The sequence below is a fragment of the Paenibacillus sonchi genome, from assembly GCF_016772475.1.
Lineage (GTDB): Bacteria > Bacillota > Bacilli > Paenibacillales > Paenibacillaceae > Paenibacillus_AQ > Paenibacillus_AQ sonchi.
The window spans coordinates 7,456,854-7,477,532 of sequence record NZ_CP068595.1; the positions used below are offsets into that span (position 1 = coordinate 7,456,854).

At 39.4% G+C, this 20,679-nt stretch carries 18 protein-coding genes and 1 tRNA gene; 10 read left to right on the forward strand and 9 right to left on the reverse strand.

The window, feature by feature from the left end:
* Nucleotides 1-203: 203 nt before the first annotated feature.
* Nucleotides 204-289 (reverse strand) — tRNA-Leu (locus JI735_RS33515).
* A gap of 233 nt (nucleotides 290-522) precedes the next feature.
* Between JI735_RS33515 and JI735_RS33520 the strand changes: the two genes are divergently transcribed.
* The 8 genes from JI735_RS33520 to JI735_RS33555 all read left to right on the forward strand — a co-directional run bounded on the left by JI735_RS33520 (nucleotide 523) and on the right by JI735_RS33555 (nucleotide 9,414).
* A complete protein-coding gene (locus JI735_RS33520; RefSeq protein WP_202676881.1) occupies nucleotides 523-1,314 on the forward strand; it encodes a ParA family protein in 792 nt (263 codons plus the stop codon).
* Nucleotides 1,304-2,344 carry a ParB N-terminal domain-containing protein gene (locus tag JI735_RS33525; RefSeq protein WP_202676882.1) on the forward strand — a complete coding sequence of 347 codons (1,041 nt, stop codon included), beginning with the start codon at nucleotides 1,304-1,306 and terminating at the stop codon, nucleotides 2,342-2,344. Before JI735_RS33520 ends, JI735_RS33525 begins: the two co-directional genes overlap by 11 nt.
* Entirely contained in the window at nucleotides 2,344-2,772 is a 429-nt protein-coding gene (locus JI735_RS33530) for a DUF6075 family protein (RefSeq protein WP_202676883.1), read from the forward strand. The genes JI735_RS33525 and JI735_RS33530 overlap by 1 nt, the downstream gene beginning before the upstream one ends.
* A 36-nt stretch (nucleotides 2,773-2,808) precedes the next feature.
* Nucleotides 2,809-3,072, forward strand: coding sequence for a hypothetical protein (locus JI735_RS33535; protein WP_202676884.1), 264 nt, complete (start codon nucleotides 2,809-2,811; stop codon nucleotides 3,070-3,072).
* Nucleotides 3,073-3,534: 462 nt separating this feature from the next.
* The gene (locus JI735_RS33540; RefSeq protein WP_083886332.1) at nucleotides 3,535-3,909 is read left to right on the forward strand and encodes a TnpV protein; all 375 of its coding nucleotides are present in this window, start codon (nucleotides 3,535-3,537) and stop codon (nucleotides 3,907-3,909) included.
* A gap of 3,032 nt (nucleotides 3,910-6,941) precedes the next feature.
* A complete protein-coding gene (locus tag JI735_RS36695) occupies nucleotides 6,942-8,705 on the forward strand; it encodes an SNF2-related protein (protein WP_233476545.1) in 1,764 nt (587 codons plus the stop codon).
* Nucleotides 8,706-8,719: 14 nt separating this feature from the next.
* The gene (locus JI735_RS33550) at nucleotides 8,720-9,160 is read left to right on the forward strand and encodes a hypothetical protein (protein WP_202676886.1); all 441 of its coding nucleotides are present in this window, start codon (nucleotides 8,720-8,722) and stop codon (nucleotides 9,158-9,160) included.
* A gap of 17 nt (nucleotides 9,161-9,177) precedes the next feature.
* Nucleotides 9,178-9,414 (forward strand): hypothetical protein, encoded by a 237-nt coding sequence (locus JI735_RS33555; protein ID WP_202676887.1) that lies wholly within the window; start codon nucleotides 9,178-9,180, stop codon nucleotides 9,412-9,414.
* A 509-nt stretch (nucleotides 9,415-9,923) separates the two neighbouring features.
* On the opposite strand, the gene JI735_RS33560 is transcribed toward JI735_RS33555, so the two are convergent.
* The 6 genes from JI735_RS33560 to JI735_RS33585 all read right to left on the reverse strand — a co-directional run bounded on the left by JI735_RS33560 (nucleotide 9,924) and on the right by JI735_RS33585 (nucleotide 16,377).
* The gene (locus tag JI735_RS33560) at nucleotides 9,924-10,883 is read right to left on the reverse strand and encodes a restriction endonuclease (RefSeq protein ID WP_039832560.1); all 960 of its coding nucleotides are present in this window, start codon (nucleotides 10,881-10,883) and stop codon (nucleotides 9,924-9,926) included.
* 90 nt (nucleotides 10,884-10,973) lie between these two features.
* Nucleotides 10,974-12,671: a hypothetical protein gene (locus JI735_RS33565; protein WP_202676888.1), complete on the reverse strand. Its 1,698-nt coding sequence runs from the start codon at nucleotides 12,669-12,671 to the stop codon at nucleotides 10,974-10,976.
* Between the two features lie 16 nt (nucleotides 12,672-12,687).
* Entirely contained in the window at nucleotides 12,688-13,026 is a 339-nt protein-coding gene (locus JI735_RS33570; protein WP_202676889.1) for a hypothetical protein, read from the reverse strand.
* 296 nt (nucleotides 13,027-13,322) lie between these two features.
* Nucleotides 13,323-14,555 (reverse strand): DEAD/DEAH box helicase, encoded by a 1,233-nt coding sequence (locus tag JI735_RS33575; RefSeq protein WP_202676890.1) that lies wholly within the window; start codon nucleotides 14,553-14,555, stop codon nucleotides 13,323-13,325.
* 3 nt (nucleotides 14,556-14,558) lie between these two features.
* Nucleotides 14,559-15,446, reverse strand: a complete 888-nt coding sequence (locus JI735_RS33580; RefSeq protein WP_039832558.1) for a hypothetical protein — start codon at nucleotides 15,444-15,446, stop codon at nucleotides 14,559-14,561.
* A gap of 274 nt (nucleotides 15,447-15,720) precedes the next feature.
* Nucleotides 15,721-16,377 carry a hypothetical protein gene (locus tag JI735_RS33585; protein ID WP_051051387.1) on the reverse strand — a complete coding sequence of 219 codons (657 nt, stop codon included), beginning with the start codon at nucleotides 16,375-16,377 and terminating at the stop codon, nucleotides 15,721-15,723.
* Between the two features lie 181 nt (nucleotides 16,378-16,558).
* On the opposite strand from JI735_RS33585, the gene JI735_RS33590 reads away from it, so the two are divergent.
* Nucleotides 16,559-16,936 carry a CHC2 zinc finger domain-containing protein gene (locus tag JI735_RS33590; RefSeq protein WP_202676891.1) on the forward strand — a complete coding sequence of 126 codons (378 nt, stop codon included), beginning with the start codon at nucleotides 16,559-16,561 and terminating at the stop codon, nucleotides 16,934-16,936.
* Nucleotides 16,937-16,974: 38 nt separating this feature from the next.
* The gene (locus tag JI735_RS33595) at nucleotides 16,975-17,556 is read left to right on the forward strand and encodes a toprim domain-containing protein (protein WP_202676893.1); all 582 of its coding nucleotides are present in this window, start codon (nucleotides 16,975-16,977) and stop codon (nucleotides 17,554-17,556) included.
* A gap of 172 nt (nucleotides 17,557-17,728) precedes the next feature.
* Here the strand turns inward: JI735_RS33595 and JI735_RS33600 are convergent, their stop codons facing one another.
* Together JI735_RS33600 and JI735_RS33605 are read right to left on the reverse strand one after the other, a co-directional pair.
* A complete protein-coding gene (locus JI735_RS33600; RefSeq protein ID WP_051051385.1) occupies nucleotides 17,729-18,487 on the reverse strand; it encodes an STM2766 family helicase-associated protein in 759 nt (252 codons plus the stop codon).
* Entirely contained in the window at nucleotides 18,426-20,441 is a 2,016-nt protein-coding gene (locus JI735_RS33605) for an STM2767 family DEAD/DEAH box helicase (RefSeq protein WP_039832553.1), read from the reverse strand. Before JI735_RS33605 ends, JI735_RS33600 begins: the two co-directional genes overlap by 62 nt.
* Nucleotides 20,442-20,679: the final 238 nt, after the last annotated feature.

Genomic DNA, 20,679 nt, shown 5'->3' on the forward strand with positions numbered 1-20,679 from the left:
TCAGCATCAACAATGAGTGGTGTTTTGGTCTTTTAATAAAAAAGATCGCACTGCCCTCAATACTACATGAGAGTCATGCGATCTTCTCCTCGTTCTCTCCTCCGGAAAAAGGAGAGAACTGCAGGAGAGAACTCGATAAAAAGTTCTCTCCTAAGCTGTTTCAAAAACCAAGGTTTTTCGGAAAAACCCTTATAAATCAAGGATGCCGAGGACGGGGGTCGAACCCGTACGGTACTCACGTACCGCAGGATTTTAAGTCCCAGAAGTCATTTGGACTTTAACCCCCTGCAGTGGAATATAAGGGAACCTACAATCCGCAAAAAACCTTGTAGAATCAAGGATTTTTTACGGTTTTTCGTGTTTTCCTTAGAGCCACAAGGGTTTCCGGCAACAAGCAACAGAAAGAGCAAATTTAGCCTTTGGAGAGAACTGCGAGAGAACTCGGAGAGAAAAATGAGAGAACCAGCCCGCTCCCTACCATTGACAATATGTTCGGAGCAAACCTCCGGGGAGGTTTTTACAATGACACGAACAACCGTTATCACCATTGCCAATCAAAAAGGTGGCACAGGCAAGACAACCACCGCCTACAATCTGGCGTGCGCCTTGTCCCATGAAAATAAGAAAGTGCTGCTGGTTGATTTCGACCCACAAGGCAATCTAAGTATGTGCTTTGGAATTGAAAATCCAGACCAGCTTAAGTTTTCAATGTTCAATATTATGAATGCCCTCATGAGCGACGAACCACTGCCGGCTCCAGATGAATACATTCATAATCATGGCAATATAGACCTCATCCCAAGTAACATTGAACTATCCGTTGCTGAGATTAATTTAAGAGATGAAATGGGTGGTGAAAAGACTCTCACCACATTGCTGGAATCCATGAAGCAAAGATATGACTATATCATTATAGACACAAATCCTTCTCTTGGTCTACTTACGATAAATGCTCTTGCTGCCAGCGACAGTGTGTTAATACCGGTAAATCCTCAGTTATGGTCAGCGACAGGCTTAACTCAGCTTCTGAAAATTATCATCAAGGTAAAGAAACGAATTAATCCGCGGATTAGCATAACCGGGATTTTAATGACCATGTGTGATACCAGAACCAATTTATATAAAGAAGCCTTTCGGTTAGTGAAAGCTTATTACCAGGAAACTGTCCGCATCTTTGATGTTCAGATCCCTCTTTCCGTCAAAGTCGGAGAGGCGAATTTCTATAGTCAAAGCATTATTGAATTCAATCCTAAGTCGAAGGTAGCCACAGCTTATTGCAGTTTAGCGAAGGAGCTGATGCAAGGTGAGCAATAAGCGACCTACTCCTAAGCTTTCAAGCATTGATGAGCTTTTACTTTTGTCTGAAGGATCAAATCACACAACATCATCTCCAGAAAATTCAGGAGTCAGTTCTCTTCTACTCTCCAGCCTTTTTCCCTTTCATAAACATCCATTTAAGCTGTATGAGGGCAAAAAACTGGATGACCTAATCGAAAGCGTCCTGGAAAATGGTGTCCTAATTCCCGTTATAGTCCGCCCAATGGAACAAGATTCCTATGAAATCCTCTCTGGGCATAATCGCGTCAATGCCGCTAAAGCCGCTGGGTTACTTTCTATCCCTTCCATTGTTAAAGAACATTTGACGGAAGCAGAAGCAGTAATTATCGTGGTGGACACCAATTTTCATCAACGCTCCATTCAGGACATGTTGCCCAGTGAACTTTCTCGTGCCCTGCAGATGCAGCTTGAAGCATGTAAAGAAGCTAAGCAAAAACAAAGTAAAATTATTCAGCTTGAAAACGGCGTGATCCCTTATAACACCGAGGATTCTGAGTCCTCTGTCCCAGTGGGACAGCGAACTTGGAGTGTGGATGAAGTTTCCGAGAAAAACGATATGAGCCCAACCAATATCAAACGATATTTGCGCTTGAATCATCTTCTACCAGAACTCATGGAAAGAGTCGATCAAGGTGAAATCAAACTTCGCCCGGCCGTCGATCTCTCTTACCTGAAACTGCAAGAACAACAAACCGTGGAATCTTTAATTCATGAACAAGGCTTTAAAGTAGATATGAAAAAATCCGAGCTGCTTCGAGCAAAATCAGAAAATCATAATTTAACTGAGCAAGCCGCATCAGCGATCCTTTCCGGTGAGTCTAGCCGGAAACCAAAAAATAAGGTTCCTGCTCCATTCAAACTAAAGCATAAAGTATATGCCAAATATTTCTCTCCTGAGAGTAAAGCCGCAGAAGTTGAGGAAATCATCGATAAAGCTTTAACCCTATATTTTTCGCTCCAGTCAGAGCCTGAACAACATCCCTTAATTGAAGAGGAGGAAATTTAATGGTATTCAAAGATCTGGCCCATGAACAGTTTTATGAAGGTAATGTCATTCGCGCTGAGCGTCAACACGATTCTTACCGATCCGCTCTGTTTTATCTGTTAGGCCTTACAGAAGATACACGCCGTCACATTAATGATCTTTATGATTTCAGAGAAGACAGCATTAGGCTAGATGGCTTAAACAACGGCTGGCAGACAGGCACAACAGTCCGTCTTACCCGTCTCGCATTTAACCTCTATTCGGGCTATACGGGAGAACATGAAGAAGAGACCCTCTCTTTCAGCCCCTATTATCTGTTCGATAATGGACTCATGCCATATTTCTTTGAAGGGATCAAGCTTCGCTATCCAGCCTATGCCGTGGATATCAAACGAGATTGGCTCCCCTTTGTACCAGATAAAGACATCTATGATGAGCTGGAACAATAAAAGTCACACGATCCACAGGAAGGGAGGATAACCATCGTGGCTCGTGTTGATATGCTCCAGGTAATCTATAAATCTGCTGTATCACAGATTTCTCTCTCTCCGAAAAATTGGATGAATTATTTGGAATTCGCTGCCGGAATCTATAAATACTCCTTTGATAACAGTCTGCTGATCTATGCTCAGAACCCAACTGCCACCATGCTGGCTCCTCTCCCCCTTTGGAATCAGATAGGTCGTTATGTGAAAAAGGGGAAAAGAGTATCGCCGTTTGCGATTTTCAGCTGGGGAGTCCTGTGCTGAATCACCTGTTTGATATCACTCAAACTACAGGGAAATCGGCTCCTGCACTCTGGAACCTGGAGCAAATAGACCAAGTTGAATTAGCGGGACGCTTGACTTCCTATGACACCATGGACCTTTCCAATGCCATCTTCGATCTGACCAAAGCATCTGTTGGTTCTGCTTGGGATGAGCTGCTGCAAGACTTCGAGCACGATGTCGAGAATCACTTTCTCGGTACACTCCCCCTGCATGGCTTAGAGCAACATATGGCTGATCTAATTATGGACAGCGTTCGCTATCTTATCCACCGCCGCTGCCAGCTGCCAGAACCTAATGGAATTGAATTCGCTACCATTACACATTTGGATACTCTTCCTCTTGTCGCTCGTTTGGGCTATCAGGTAAATGACATCGCCCGCAGCTTGCTTAACGATATTGCCCGATTTATTAAAATCATGGAAAACGAAAGGAGTACCTTTTATGAACAAGAAGGAACATCCGAGCCTAACCTATCACGAGATCGACGGTCTGCTATATCCCGACCTGCAAATCTCGGGCAATCTGGAAGCGAACCAGCAGCCGCTAGGCAAGTATGGGCGGATGGCGATGAACCATCTACGCAACCATCACCCACAGCGCTTCCTAATTCTTCAAATGCAAGGCGATCTGATGGAGAAAATACACCAAGTCGAACAGGAAGCACTGGAACGGTTGGAGCAGTTGAGCGAGCAACTGCTTCGACTCCAGCCGATGCCGGAGACCGAGGATACCCTAGTGCGGACGCGCCATCTGAATCAGATCAAATCGACAGCAGAAGAACTGGTGCTGAACGAAATCGTGCTGAGACCGAGATAACCGCACCTTCACCTCCCGCTATTCATAAGCACCCCCCTTCCCCGGAGCCGCCTGCAAGCGGTTCTTTTTTTATGCCTGAAATTGACGACGGTGCAGAAAAACATACTGCCGAGGAAATGCTCGAGTACTTGTTGCGTAGTGATCAGGGAAAATCAGTGATTAAACCACGCATTTACCAATTCGTGACTGAGCAGCATCCCGTTAAACCTGCCGCTCTAGTCTCACTGCTCAAAGTAGTCTATGGAATTGGAGGCGCATGGGGCAGCTTTGCCAATGACCTGAAGGGATATATGACGAATAGCAAAGGAATGGAATTGGAATGGAAGGAAGCCGATGGAACCCATCGAGAAGGGCTTACCTGGAATAGGGTAGCAGCTATGATACTACAGCTAATTCAGGAAGGGCGTTATGATGAACAATTCGCCCCCTTCCCGCTGGAAGAACCGGAGTGGACTTTATTCGACTTTGCCGAACAACAATCCCATGAAGAAAAACAGGAATTAGACATCCACTCTATGGAGTCTGTTGAAATCTTACCTAAACTGTCTGAAGAAGATACAGCTACTGTTCCAATACCTCCTAGCGAGGCTAAGGAAGACGCTTTTGAGGAAGGTACGTTCAACTCAGAGCCGTCTTCTATCGCCGATCCTATCCATGCCGTCAACTATCGCTTTAATCCTGAAGCCTCTCCCTATGTGTCCGGCCCCAAAAGCAAGTATAAGCGAAATGTAGAAGCAATCCGCTTGCTTAAACATCTAGAAGCCGACCAGCGTCAGGCTACACCGGAAGAACAACAGATCCTGGCCGGTTATGTGGGCTGGGGCGGATTAGCAAATGCTTTCCACTCTACGGCATCTGGTTGGGAGGGTGAATATACCGAGTTGAAACAATTACTTGATAATGAAGAGTACGACGCAGCACGTAATTCTACAATTACTGCCTTTTACACCGAACAATCAGTTATTCAACCGATTTATACTACCTTACAGCGGTTTGGGCTAACAGATGGAATTGGACGCAAGCTGTTAGAGCCGTCCATGGGTACAGGCAATTTCTTCTCTGTACTGCCGCCGGAATGGAATCAAGCCGAGCTTCACGGGGTGGAATTGGATCAACTGACCGGCAGAATTTCTCGACAGTTGTACCCTCAAGCCACAGTTCACCTTCAGGGCTTTGAAACAGTAGATTGGAGAAATACTCGTTTTGATGCGGTGTTTTCTAATATTCCGTTCAACAATATTCGCATCTTTGACCAGCACTATCAAAGCAATCATTTAATTCACGATTACTTTTTCATTAAAGCTCTAGACCTGTTGAAACCCGGTGGTGTTCTCGCCTTCATTGTCAGCAAGGGAACGATGGACAAACAGGATTCTTCAGTTCGAGAAATTCTGGCCCAAAAAGCTGACCTTATCGGTGCTGTTCGGCTACCTAATACGACCTTTCAAGTTCTGGCTGGAACTACCGTAACCACGGATATTGTCTTTTTACAAAAACGGGAGCAGCCGCTTTCACTGAATAAAGAAGACATGCCAGAATGGGTGTTCATCGGGACAACGTCAGACGGAATTCCTATAAATCGCTATTACCTCAGTAACCCCGACCATTTGTTGGGTCGGATGATTTGGGATCGTGGGATGCACGGGGTCGAGCAAACCGCTTGCGTGCCCGATGAAAACCAACAATTATACGACGTACTGGAGCAGGCGCTGGAAAGATTGCAGGCTGTCATCCCTTCTCTTCCACCTTCAGAGAGTGAGTCAAAACCATCGGTGCTGATAGACACGGATGAACCGAAGCGCTTAGAAGCACCAGCGGGCACCAAAAACTTCACCTATATCATCGAACAAGGACAGATCTATTATTGCGAAATGGGTGAGTTGTTCCCCCAAAACATTAAAGGAAAAAAGGCAGAACGCATTAAAGGATTATGCGAAATCCGAACTGCGCTGCTGGAAGTAATTTCACTTCAGTCCCGTGAATATGGTTATGAAGAAACTGAACTGACAGCAGCTCAGCACACATTAAACAGTGCTTATGACCGCTTTGTCGATTCCTGCGGTTATATTAATGATCGAGCCAATACAGCCGCTTTTGCCGACGATGATCAACTGCCGCTACTTCGTTCCATTGAAGACCTGAATCCAGAGAAAACATGGAGTAAAGCAGCTATCTTTTTTCGCCCTACAATCCGCTCCAACCATCTCCCCGATCACGCAGAGTCTGCGATTGAAGCATTGCAAATCTGTCTGAATCAACGGCTGCGCATTGACTTGCCCTACATGGCTCATTTGTGCCGTACAACGACAGCCGAAATCCGTGAGGAATTGGGCGAGCGTATCTTTTTAAACCCTCAGAACTATACAGGTGATGAAGAAGAAGGATGGGAGCTGGATGAGGATTACCTATCCGGTAACGTTAAGGACAAGTTAGCCTACGCCATCCTAAAAGCGAAAGAGCTCCCAGATCTGTTTCAGCGCAATGTATCTGCACTAACCACTGTTCAGCCCGCCCCTCTGCTTCCCGGCGAAATTGATTTTCGCATTGGCAGTCCATGGATTCCGGTACAGTATTACCGGGAATTTATGTATGAAATCTTCGGCACCGCTAAGGTGCTGCAGACCACGCAAACTGTCGACCTAGATTATCTAGAATTCACTAACCTATGGCGTGTATCAGGCAAATCACTGGAGCGTGATTCCATAAAAGTGAACCAAACCTATGGAACACGTCGCGCCAGCGCTTATGAGATTTACGAATCCAGCCTGAACCTGCAAAGTATCACTATCCGCGATCCTTTTACCTTTGTGGACTCTAGTGGCAACGAACAAATCAAGTATGTCGTGAATGCTAAGGAAACGATGATTGCCCGTGCTAAGCAGCAGCAGATGAAGGAAGCCTTTGCTTCCTGGTTATTCCGGGATAAGGACCGCACTGACAATCTGCTAGCGATTTATAACGATAAGTTCAACAATATTCGTCCTCGCCATTACAACGGTGATCATCTCGTATTCGCAGGGATGAATGAGGAAATGCATCTCCGAAAGCATCAAAAAGATGTAGTGGCCCGAATTCTTTACTCCGGTACGGCGCTTATGGCCCATGAAGTCGGCGCAGGCAAAACCGCCGCAATGATTACTGCCGGCATGATGTTGAAGCGCATCGGAGCAATTCAAAAACCAATGTACTGTGTACCTAATCACCTCACGGAGCAGTGGGCGAATGAGTTTTTGCGATTCTTCCCTGCAGCAAACATTCTCGTGACTACGAAAAAGGATTTTGCCTTGGCCAATCGTCAACGTTTTGTCTCACGCATTGCCATGGGAAACTACGATGCAGTTATTATCGGACATAGCCAGTTTGAGAAGATCCCCATTTCCAGTGAACGTCAGGAGCAGCTCCTACAAGATGAAATTCGCAATGTGTCTCAAACCATTGACCAGGTGAAAAAGGAAAAGGGAGACAACTGGAGCATCAAGCAGATGGTGGTGTTTGAAAATAATCTGAAATCCCGTTTAGAGCGTCTGGCGAATGAAGGCAAAAAGGATGACCTGCTCACCTTTGAACAATTAGGTGTAGATATGCTATTTGTAGATGAGGCTCATGCCTATAAAAACTGTTTTACATTCACGAAAATGAGAAATGTAGCCGGAATCGGCAAAACCAGTAGCCAGCGGGCCACCGATATGCTACTCAAATGCCAGTATCTACAGGAAATGAACAGTGGACGTGGCGTGGTCTTTGCAACAGGTACACCGATTAGCAACAGTATATCGGAAATGTACGTGATGCAGCGTTTTCTCCAGACGCATTTGCTGCAAAAGCTGGGGCTAAACTTTTTTGACAACTGGGCGGCGACCTTTGGTGAAGTGGTATCCTCTCTGGAAATCACACCAGAAGGCAGTGGCTACCGGATGAAATCCCGATTTGCCAAATTTCACAACCTGCCAGAACTATTGAATCTATTTCGCCTAGTGGCAGATATTCAAACCGCTGATATGCTGCAATTGCCCACGCCAAAACTTGAAGGTGATAAAGCCACCGTTATTATCAGTGAGTGTTCTCCGTTTCAGCAGCAGCTAATGGACGAGTTTGTGGTACGTGCTGAGCAGATCCGGAACAATGATGTGGACGCTTCCGAGGATAACATGCTTAAGCTGACACATGAAGCCAAACTGATGTCCATTGATCCCCGGTTAGTTCATGAAGACGCTCCCGTTGATCCCGACTCCAAATTAAATCGCTGCATCCACAATCTCTATTATATCTGGCAGCAAACAGAGACTGAGAAACTGACCCAGGTTGTCTTTTGCGATAGCGGCACACCCAAGCCGGGAGTCTTTAATGTATATGATGAAGTGAAAAGTCAACTTATACTCCGCGGCGTACCGGAGGACGATATCGCCTTTATCCATGATGCCAAGACGGATGCTCAGCGAGAGGAATTATTCGAACGGGTGCGCCGCGGCGAAGTCCGGATTCTGCTCGGTTCCACCTCTAAGCTTGGGACAGGAACCAACATTCAGGATCGTCTCATTGCTGCTCATCATACCGATTGTCCCTGGCGACCCTCTGACATTATCCAGCGTGATGGCCGAATCCTGCGGCAGGGCAATCGCAATCCAGTAGTGCAAATTTTCCGTTATGTTACAAAGGGAACCTTCGACTCGTACTTGTGGCAAATTCAGGAGCAGAAGTTACGCTATATCTCCCAAGTGATGACCGGAAAAGTATCTCCCGCTCCTGTGAAGATACGGATGAAACGGTCCTATCTGCTGCCGAAGTCAAGGCCGTAGCTACCGGTAATCCCATGCTTGCCGAAAAGATGCAGGTGGATAACGATGTCTCCCGCCTCAAGCTTCTGAAGGCCAATTGGCAAAATGAACAGGTAATGTTGGAGCAGCGTATCCATAAGCAGTATCCTCTAATGCTCGAGGTCTGTAAGGATAAAATGGAGAAGCTCCAGGCCGATATTCAAGTAGCTGAGCAAAATCGGCAACTGGATTTCTTGATCCAACTAGATGGAATCAACTATGAAGAAAGAATGCAAGCCGGGGAAGTACTTCTTCTGTTAGCCAAACTAACCGAGAGAGACCAACCATCTAAAGTTATTGGTCAGTATCGTGGTTTTCTGCTCTCCTTGTTCCGTTCAATTTATGATAACGTCCATATACGGGTCCAAGGAGCAGAAACACACTCCGCAGAGCTTGGGGGGCAGCACTGGGAAATATCTCTCGTCTCGAAAATCTGATCGAGAAGCTGCCTTCAATGCTTCAAGCTACAATACAGAATCAGGAAGAGACACTGGAGCAGCTTGCTGCAGCACAAAAAGAATTAGGTAGGCCATTTGAGGAAGAGCAAAAGCTGCAACAACTGGTCACGCGGCAATCTGAGATCAATTTTGCGTTGGAATTTAAGGAGCTCCAAGGACAGGAGATCGTTATGGAGGATCATGTAACGTCAGCAGCCCAGGAAGCGGAGAAAGACTTGGAGACGGAAATATAGCTCATCTGATGAAATGTAACACTTAGCAGGCTATTTAGACAAAGTGTACTCAAGGAAGATCTTCTTGGAATAAGCATCATTTATAAAGTTATGAGTCTGTTTGTTTTCCGTTTACCGTATGTATACTTTGAAATTTTATAATCAATTTGAATACCGCTAGGTAACTTTAATGATTATAGGAAGGAAGCAAGTATGGATAAACCACCAGTTTTACAAATGTAGCATGAAACCAAAAGAATCAGAGTAAACAATTGTTGATCATCTTCTTTTGATGTTCCAGCCGAAAGGTGTTTGGATTTCGGGACCAAAGATGCTGGAAAAACAACCGGCATCCGCATGATGGTTGTTTGACTGATTAAAATGAGCTAGGGCAACATTATGATCAAGGGACACAGCATCACAAAGAAAGGAAAAACACTGGAACCACTCTCCACGACAAAAACGAGGATGGAGCAAGCCATTTGAGGAGTCGCTGAAGTTACAACAACTCCCCACACGAAAATCCGAGATCAATATTCTCTTTTATAGTATGGATTTCTATCTATAATCGCCGCTTGAATTTTATCCTTTAGAAATCTTTTCAAATCTCCATCATTATCAAGCATGGTTATAAATTCATAGAGATCTCCTAAAACTATAACAACTTTGTCTAATGACTGCTTACACATGCTCAGAGCACCTTCTGTGAATCCACTTACTGAAAAAAATAAACCTCGTGCTTGCCCTCGTGTAAATACTCTGACTAAATGTTTAGCAATTTCATCGGGGCCAACAGCCTGATTCCACCATTTCATTTCAACAAGATAATAGTCGCCATCTAGTTCAATCACACCATCTATTTGCTCTACTATCCCTTCGTTACTATCCCCAGTTAAGGTAAAGGCCTCTTTAATCAGAATACCAAATGAACTAAACAACCTATTTAGAATATCCTCAAATAGTTTCCCACGTTTATGTGGATCTTTCATAACAAACAGTGTACTTATCTCATTCTTAAATAATTCTTTAGCTTGAGCGAGTTTTTGAGCTTCAGCAGCTTTTTTAAGATATTCTTTTCTTATCTCCAGCTCAGCCTCTTCTTTTGCATTTTTCATTCTGGTGAATGAATCTTTTACATTAACTAATTGCCTAACTTCATAAACTAGTCCTTTTGCTTTTAATCTATCTGTATCCCAACAACTTTCATAACTCTCAAACTCTACTACTCTTTTTACAACCTCTCTTCTCTCTCTTAACGTATTCTCACCTGACTCATTGAGTCGTGCCAGTATTGTACGAACCATATCATATTTATTTATTGAAGCTCTATTTGTAAGAATAGTATTTTCAATATCCAATAATAATGAGTTCTTTACTCCAGCTCCTTTAAAAAATAAAAGCACGTCATTCTTTGAACGATTTAATAAAGGGATTGTATCAACTAATAAATTAAATACTTCGGGAGGGTAATGATACGTTAATTTATCCATCAATTTATCATCCTTATTTAATTATTCTTATTTTCATGCCTATAATCTTTCTTGATCATTTTTTAATAGAAATTATTAAACAGTTTTTTTTTATAAAAATGTGGAGGTGTCAATCATCTTTGTATCAACATCTAATATAAAATCATATTTGGATTCCATATTATTACCCCATTGCAATGATTTATCACTCGTAGCCAATTCATATCCTGCTGGATCAATCCAAGATATATTATTCTCCAATATAATCGGGAGAACTCTCCATTTTCTATTACTTGCATTGCTAAAATCTCGAGTAAGGTTCGCATTAATTGGTTTTATAGAAAAATCCAGGATATTAATATCTTTTCTAGAATATATGTCTACCCACTCTTTAATCTTTATAGGGTTTAATATCTCTTCCTCGGAAAGCTCACTACTTGAATAATACTCTTCTGCTTTTGCTTCTGCTGTTTTACGAGTAAATTCTACACCGTGGGCAAGTAACAATGCAGCTACAGGATCTAGAGTTCCCCAAGTAATTAGCTCCTTTAACCAAAACACAACCCATGGAAGACCCGTATTGGGCCAATCTTCAATTTTGGTTTCTACCAAGACCCCGTTATTAAGATCATCTAAAATCAACGCCATAATTGTACCTAGTCCCCAACTGAATTTATACTCAAAGTTTCCTTTAACGAATTTGATCCATTCGGACACTTCATTTTTCACTGGCTTTTTCGATACTTTAATTGGGTGCAACCACCATGTTAATACTTCGTCCCATTTACCAGCATTCTTGCCCCTTTTCACGCTTTCCTTTACTTTGAATTTCCCTAAGTCTCCTACTACTTTTACAGCTTCAACAATATAATTTATTTTTTCATCTGAAGACCAACTGGCATAATTAAATCCTGTAGCCAAATGAGCTTTTACCAAATGATACTCACTAATAATTTTTTTACCAAAACGCGGCGCTACGCTAGTCCGATAAAGACGTCTTCTTATTTCAGGATCTGGATATACATTTTCACGTATTGATATGCCTCGCTTTAAAAAGACTTTTTCCCATGTTTCTTTATTCTGCATCACTTGCCAAGCATATGTTTTTTTCCATACATCGCGAAGATAGTCTTCTAGTTCTATTAGATTCAAACTTTTGTTGTTTACTTCTTCCTGTTCAACAATTACAGAGAGTAAATAACCATCCAATGAATCCAATGCCTCTTCAGCATAATGAGGTTCTAAATCCTCTTCATTTACAACATTACAAGGAATTGTTTTTTCAAGCCAATTCAACAATTCCTTTAAAGAATTTGATCCGGTAATTTTTCGCCATTCATCTGCAATATGTTGAATTAATGCACCTAAAGGGCTGAGTGTGCTCCTAACTTCCATAAGCTGTTCTTTTCTCATTGTATCGATAAGTAAATCATAGTTCTGACGAGCATTTAGACTACTGTATACTCTAGTTCCTGTTTCCAAAAACACTAGTGTTCTACCCTCTGTTCCAGATCCTGGTCTTCCTGCCCTACCTGCTAGATTTTTAAACTCTGATAATGGAATAACATCACCACCACGAGTTAATGTTGGAACTATTACTGTCTCAAAAGGTAAATTCACTCCTTCTGATAATGTTGATGTAGCTAGAGCAATATGAACAATATGCTTCTGTAGAAGCTCTACCATTAGCCGAGCCATTACCCCTGGCATGTTTCCATGGTGAACAGCAATACCTTTTAATAATAACTGATATTCATTTGACTCAATACCAAAATAATCCTCGCAAGCCAGTAAGCATTTTTCAAACAATTTAATATGCTCTGTTTCAGAGGGGGGATGAAGAATGGGGGAGTTCTATTCCTTTTAATACTTTATTCAAGACAATCAAAAAATCTTCAGCATAACCACCAATATGTTGTGTAATTGATATTAATACCGAATGTTGATTTCCTTGTTCGTCTGGCTGTGCTAGCTGCATTGCAGCCCAAAATAAATGTGGTCTTTGCCGCTTACTAACACCATTTTTCTCATTTGTAAAGCTTTTGGGTATCACTTTATATGGTATAGGAAAAGGATCAAAAGGTCTTTGAATAAATGGTACATTTTCCGAACCATTAGTTTCATTAAACAGTAAATCACTTCCATCGAGGATATCAAAGCGCATTTCATACTCACCTGTCTGAATCCACTCAAGTCGTCCTATGAGCTGACGAGTGCTACGATAGCTAGAAATTACTGGTTCTGCATTTTCATTTCCAGATATCCATTTAGCAAGAAATTCATTTTCTTCGGCAACCGCAGATAAGGCAATAGTTCTTTTATCTTCAGTGTAACGTAATAATCGATTTGTTAACGTTTCAAGTCTCAGGTTCCTATTGTCGCCACTTCTTAGGTCCTCATGATTAATGCTATTGTATTGAACTGAATGAACTTCATCAATAACAATTAGTGAAACACGATTTAAAAAAGTGGACCCAAAAATCTAATTAGCGCCTCTGCTTTTTCGTAAGTGCAAATTAAAACAGTTGGATCATTTGAAGTAATCCAAGCATCTGTGGGACCCCAATCTATACCGCCATATAGTCCTGTTACTCTAACCGAAGAACTTCCTAAGTCTCCTAAAACTTTGCCAAGCTTTGATTCAACTTCCGTTGCAAGCGCTCTTGAAGGAACCAAATACATTGTAATAGGAGCAACGTTTAACAAATTTAAAGAACCTTCATTTATTTTAAGAAACATACTTTGAATTATGGCCAGCTCAGCAATTGTTGTTTTTCCAGAACCGGTAGGTGTACAGAGTGTAAAGGATTCATCTTTTATTAGTCTTTCAATACCCTTAATTTGTGAATACCAAGCTAAAGATTTCTGAATTCGATAGTTGTTTCTTAGATATCTTTCAAATGCTTTCTTACCATCAGCAGATACACCATCCAAAAGATACTGTACATTTGATCGTAATGAATTAGTAACAAATTCCTTTACTACTTCAGAGACAATTTTAGAAAGTAACCACGAGTAACTATCATTACCATAAATCATAAGTTTTGATAAGTCATGCAGCTTTTTCTGTGCAGTTGACAAACGTTTTGCATCACCCCAACGCATATATGTACAGAATATCCCAAGAGCTCGTACCACTTCATCTACAATCCGATTATTTATAATGCTATTTATTGAATCGGGTTCCACATCATTTTGTTTGTTTTTGCGGCTTCTCTCTTTTGTCCAATAACTTATATTTAAACTTAAAAGATGAGGAAAATCCCCCTTCAGTAGCATGGTCAACATTTGAGAATCATTCGAATCTAATATTTCATTATTTAATAAACCCAAAGAAAGTGCTGGATACCCAGCTAACTGGTATACAGCAGCTGCCAGTAAACGTAGCGGAAGTTGATTGTCATTTAAATCAGGAAGTGACAACCACTCCAAAAGTTCACCAGCGCGTCTTAATGCATTACGCCAGTTTGCTAATCCATGCTCTTTCTCAAAGAGTCCAACATCAATTAATGTAACAGCTTCTTCTAATCTTTCAGAAAACTCGTCAGTCCTCCAACCAAGAAGTCCAGGCTGTTTCATTTTAATACGAGTATAATGACTGTATAATTTTGCTATTGAGGGGGACAACGTATCGCCCGCCAGTTCTAAATAAATGTTTTCAAACTCTTCTGATGTAAAATCATTTTCATTCACTTGCTATTCTTCCTTTCCATAAACGAAGCTAACAAGTTTGTTAACGTCATTAATATGAATCTCAGCAACTTCTAACATTCTTTCCCCTTTATAACTTGGATGTGGCTCTAGACGTGGCATCCAGCAAACTCTTTCCGTTGGCCTTTTTGGAAATTGACCACAAATGTAACTTACACAATCATATCTATCTACATTTTTATATTCCCTATATAGACCTCTAAGAGCTTGGATCCATACTCCCGCATCAGGATTAGATTCATAATCTTGCAAGATTTCGATTAAACGCCTTATCTCCAATGGTGCCAAATTTTTAGTACTGATTTTAACATGGGCGTCATTAATCATACCCATATCATATGCAGCTGAGCATTTTGCCTCTAAGAAAAGGATCTTTTTAATTATTCCTTTCTCCATAACAAAAGCAACACAGTCATCTCCAGTACGGCCAAATATAGCACCTTTCATATTTCCAGTTTGACGCATCATTTCAAGCTGGTCAAAAGCGGTGTCGTGCCATCTAAAGGAGAAAACTGGTACTTTCCAATGCGCTTCGTCAAAAAGAGTCAGATTCTCAGCAATCAATCCAGAAAAAAATTCTCCAAAATACCCTTTGAGCGTTGTCAAATCAAAAAAATGAGGATATCCCTCAGCTGGATCAATCTCATCTTTCCATTCATCGAGTGGGTCTAAATTATCCTCTAAGAAACTTCGAAGCCTATATCTTGCATCATCGTGAGATTTTTGAACAAGAGTTTTTAAATCTTCGAGTACAGTTGGTCTAACATCAGGATTCTCTCTTAGTAAATTGTGTTTGTACCTTCCATTTTCACTAGAAGATACATCATTTTCTAACCATAAAGGTAAAGATGACAAATTTAATTTTGGAAGCATTTGTGTCCCACCGTTCAGATAAATTTAAATTCCTCAATTTAAATTTGAAAAGTCAACATCATTCTTTAAAGAGTTCAACAATACTAATGGAATACACAATGTAATTATATCCTAATTTTACATTGAATTCGTACATTTTGTTATCTAGATGTTTAAGAGTAATACAATTAACCATGAATGTAAGAAAGTGAGAAATCCTGCTAATAGAAAACAAAAAAAGATAGAGGATATATGCCTCCATCTATTCATTAATTTGTTTGAATTGTAATACTAATTAAGTAAATTTATTTCGAATATATTCGTCTGTGAATTCATACCATATCGGTAAAAGTGCGCTGTCTATAGAATATTCAGTTACATTATTATCTTTACAATCAACTTTCCAAAGCTTTTGTTTTTTTCCTGATTGATTCCAAAGCTCGTCCACATTCTTAATGTTGGGATCAAATACAAAATAAAAATCACTTTTCCTATAATTCCTCTCACCTTTTGTGAATTTTTCCCTGCAGGTCAAAAGAATGTATGGAACATAAGTAAACGTAAGTCCCTTATAATTCCAGACTTCTTTTTGCGTCGCAAAATCGATTAAATCTCTAAATTCTTTAGCATTCAAATTCTCGGCCATTCCTTTACATTTCTCAAATATTAGAAATGAATGTTCAGCAACCTTACCTTTAATTATTTTCCCATTTTCAAGATCAAGTTCACTCGCATTTAAATGAGCGAAGGGTCTATGATTCTTTTCTATTGTTGGACATTTCGAGTCCCTATAATGAGAAAAATGAGTTTTTGTATTTTCTGATTTATCAGCCCGAATATAAATTTTCTCACCACAAACACGGCATAAACCTTCTTTTCTATTTTCGCAATTCTTTAACCAATCATCAATTCCATAAAGCTCATTAGTGACTATATCTATGGCTTCATACATTAACATCCACTCCCTTCGAATTATTATTATGCACTGTAAATAAGCAGAATTAATCTAATGTTAATTATCTACTATTTAGATATTTTGTTCTCAAATAAAACACATGATTTCAAGGCTTTAAATGACGTTTATGTGAAATCTCTTTTTTATAGTTAAATACTTATTTCTAAGAAAAGGAGTTATGATCATTAGAGAACTCAAATCTCTTAATCAATTACAAATCTCCCAAGCAAACAAAATCACGCTTATTGAATTTGCCAAATCCCACGGCTACATTCTTGAAAATGGCGGCCGCTGCGCTCTTCATGCAAAACACAGTGGTGGTCTTTATTTTTTCAAAGACAGCAACAAATACTATCACTTCTCCACCGATACTCATGGCGGTCCAATCGACTTTGTAATGCAATTCTGGAATATGAATTTCAAAGAAGCTGTAGCTTTTCTACTGGAGAGTGAAACCCCACGCTTCACTCCTCTCCCCATTCTCCTCAAACAGCCGGCCAGCTCATTCTTCCAGACAAGGCATCCAACTATAGGCGAGTCGCTTGGTATCTCGTAAACGTTCGAGGAATTGACTCCGAAATACTGTCCCACCTCATGCACGAAAAAAAGCTTTATCAGCAATCCAAAACCGGAAACTGTGTTTTCATCGGATACGATCCTGATGGAATTCCTAAGTACTGTTCGATGAGAGGTTGCAACCCTAATCGCCCTTTTAAGCAGGATCGAATACATTCAGACAAAAGCTACCCATTTCTCATTCCTGGTAGTAACAACTGTAAGCGAGTCTATGTATTTGAAAGCCCCATCGACGCCATGAGCCATGCCACACTCACCAAGCTGAACGGGCTGGACTGGCGAACAGATCATCGAATCTCCCTTGGTTGCTTATCAGATAATGCCTTAGAGCGCTTCCTAACCAAATACAGTATGCATGAAATCATCTTCTGTTTAGACAACGACTATAACGCCACTTATCAAGATGGCAGCCCGGCTCCCAATTGGGGACAAGAGGCTGCCTTTAAATTTTCGGAAAAATATAAAACCTTAAGTTATCAAGTAAGTATTGAGAAACCTCAAAAAAAGGATGTAAACGAAGATTTAGCATTTTTTATAACACTAGAGAAAGAAAATGAGAAGAAGAATACAAAGGATATGGAGCATGAATATGAAAGATAAAGCTGTAGGAAATGTCAATAATAATGACATTAAAAATTCAGAGGGGTTAGAGAAAATAAAAAAAACCTCGGCGATACTTTCGCACGAGGAATCTTACCGATACTTTCGGATTAATAATAATTTATCATACCAGTAGGAATTTATCAATTGTAATATATTTTTTGTATTTCTATCAGTGAGAAACATAATGACAATTGGTTCTTAAATCTAATAAGTCCATAAAAGTGTTCTGTTCAAATGCTGAACTTAATCCTAATTTAAATGTAATATGATTTGTATAGTTAACATCTAGATGGTGCAAAGGGTGTAATCTACCGTTTTGATGTTCTTGATCATAATCATATCTTAAGTAACCAGGTTCGCTAAGCATTAACTCCTTCATTACTAACCAAACATTATCAATATATTTATCATTAGTCCCTTCTAATTCCTTTAAAATTTCCTCTAATACTTCGTAATGTCCTAGTAAACAATTAAAAGACATTTCTCCATCCGTACTAAACCACCCTGAGGCTGATGCACTTTTCAAGACCGAAAGAAACACGGTATCAATTTCAATTCTATTTTTTGATGAGATAAGCCTAATTGATTCCAAGCTAGGCAAATCTTCTTGTTGAATAATGAATGGAAAATTAAATGAATAATGTTTTAACAATTGTCCCTCTTCTAAGAGTGTAATAAATACTCTACTCATTTTATCGACTTTTATAATGAATTCTCCAAATCCTTTATTTATTGGTTTATCTTCAATAAGTAAATAAGATGATATTTCAAACAGAACTTTTAGAACATCATCTTTATCTCTCAATGGTTTTGATAACAATTCTCTTAGGTTTTCTGTTATATAATACTGATAGAATTTGCTCATATCAAAGTAGTCCTTTATTAGACTCAATGATCTTTCTGATACGCTCTTCATCATTGCTATCATGAAGTACTACTCCAACTATTTGTTTTAAGCTATCCCTTTTCCCTTGAGGAATTTTGAGATCATCAAAAATTTCCGTGATAATCTCATTTTGAGATTTATATTTTCTGTCTTGCAAAATAATCGGTTCTTCGCTAGTCATAATTTCATTGGCTTTAGGTTTGAACACTTTCAAGGTGTTGGTTTTTAAAATAGCATCCAATCCAGTCTCGATATTAATAATTTCCGGAGAGTTGTGTTCGTTAACTACTAAGTAAGATGTTATAAAAGATCTTGTTAAAGTCATATACAAGGTATTTCTAAATGTAGTACTTTTCGTCATTGACATATTTGCGATGCAAATTAAGAACGGAAACTCTAGACCTTTAATATTATATCTATTACTCACAAACACATGATCTTTTACTATTTCTTTTTGTTGATACGCTATATTTGTCGCCCATCCAAACTCATTACTTATCCTAACTGCTAAAGAATCAATATAAGTATAATTTACATCTTCTTGATTTAAAAACACTATTGCTATATCATCTGGCTTCACTGTATTATGATTAGTTTTGATCTCTTTAATGATGTTCATAACATCAGATCTAAAATCCATATTAGCTATTTTCACAATTTTTGTCGCAGCAACTTCATATACTTCCGCATCTTCAAATCTTCTAACTGGCTCTCTAGTTAGATTATATTCTTCATTATTCCCTACTGTTTTTGATTCGAATTTGTATCCACAAGCTTCCCATTCTTCATCATTTAACCATCTTATAGCAGGTCTTTCAAACAATCCCATGCCGACGGCATGTGCGAACATTAAAGTCTTAGGGTCTGTACGATAACATCTATTGAGCAAATAATCTGGATGAACTTCTTTTAAATCATTATCTGTTATATTTTGAAAAATATCTCCAGCAATAAATACAGCATTTTCGACTACTAACTCACATAATTCAAAAAACTCATCAGGGAAATCTTGACTTTCATCGATTAGAATATAGTTGAAACAAGGAGGAATACTCCCTAATGCTTTTAAATCTTTAACTGCTTGTCTGCATACATTTTTAAAGCTACTTCCATTCCTTGAAAATCTGTAAAATGGAATACTGTAGGTATTACAAATATAAGAATATAAGCCCGTAGTTTTGTTAGCTTCCGAACCCCAACTCGGAAATACCCATAGTCTCTTATTCCATTCAATTTGTTCCTCTACTTTCATAAAATCAAAAAACTTAGGAATTCTATTTTTCAAACTAGAATTCAAAGTTTTACTATGACAAGTAAATGCAATTTTATTTTCTTCACCATTTGTGTATAACTCTTTCAATTTGTGCAGTAACAGCTCAGTTTTTCCCGTTCCAGCTAATCCCTGAATTGTAATTCTGTTTTTATTGACTTTTTCAAAAATAAATCTTGTTTGATCACCATCAAACAAGACAATTTTCTGTCTAACTTTATCTAACAAATTTTCAGGGGTTTCAAGGCCAACCTGCTCTATTGAGTTGATACTATTGATAATTAAAGAAATAATTAAATCTGATTTTCTTTGACCTTCAGTTTCTTCAAATTTAACACCTCTTAAAAACTCGCCAATATTATCTAGATCAATTTCACTTAAATTTTTAATTTCAGTATAATTTCTTCGCCATTTTCTTGTTGCCCCAAGAATACTATTATATTCAAATCTTAAAGATCTATAGGTTAATTCCTCAATAAAATCCTCTATGTAATCATCTAATTCATCGCTGGTTGGATCTCCAAAATTCAAGAAAACAATTTTATGCCCAGGAATTAATAATACAACCGCTCTATCATAGGCATAGTCAAATTTACTAACGCCTAATGGCCGGTCTACAACATACGTCTGTATACAGTTATCGTTAGCATATCCCTTAATGGCATTAAACCATTTTTTATCCTCCCAATTATTTGATAACTGTTTAAAAAAATAGCTGTTTTCCATTTTCTCCTCCTATTAAACCCTAAAATCAAACATTGATTCCACATCACTGGATGCTTGAGTTTCTTATCAAAGATTAAGCTTATACACTTTGCTTAAATAACTTTTGATCATTTTATTATCCCTAACTACATTCTATTATAATCAAAAAAATTCAATTACATAACACAAATTATCTAGCATGGTTTGAGAAATCTCTGAAAAAATAATAGGAGAGAAAATAAACATGACCCTCAATTAT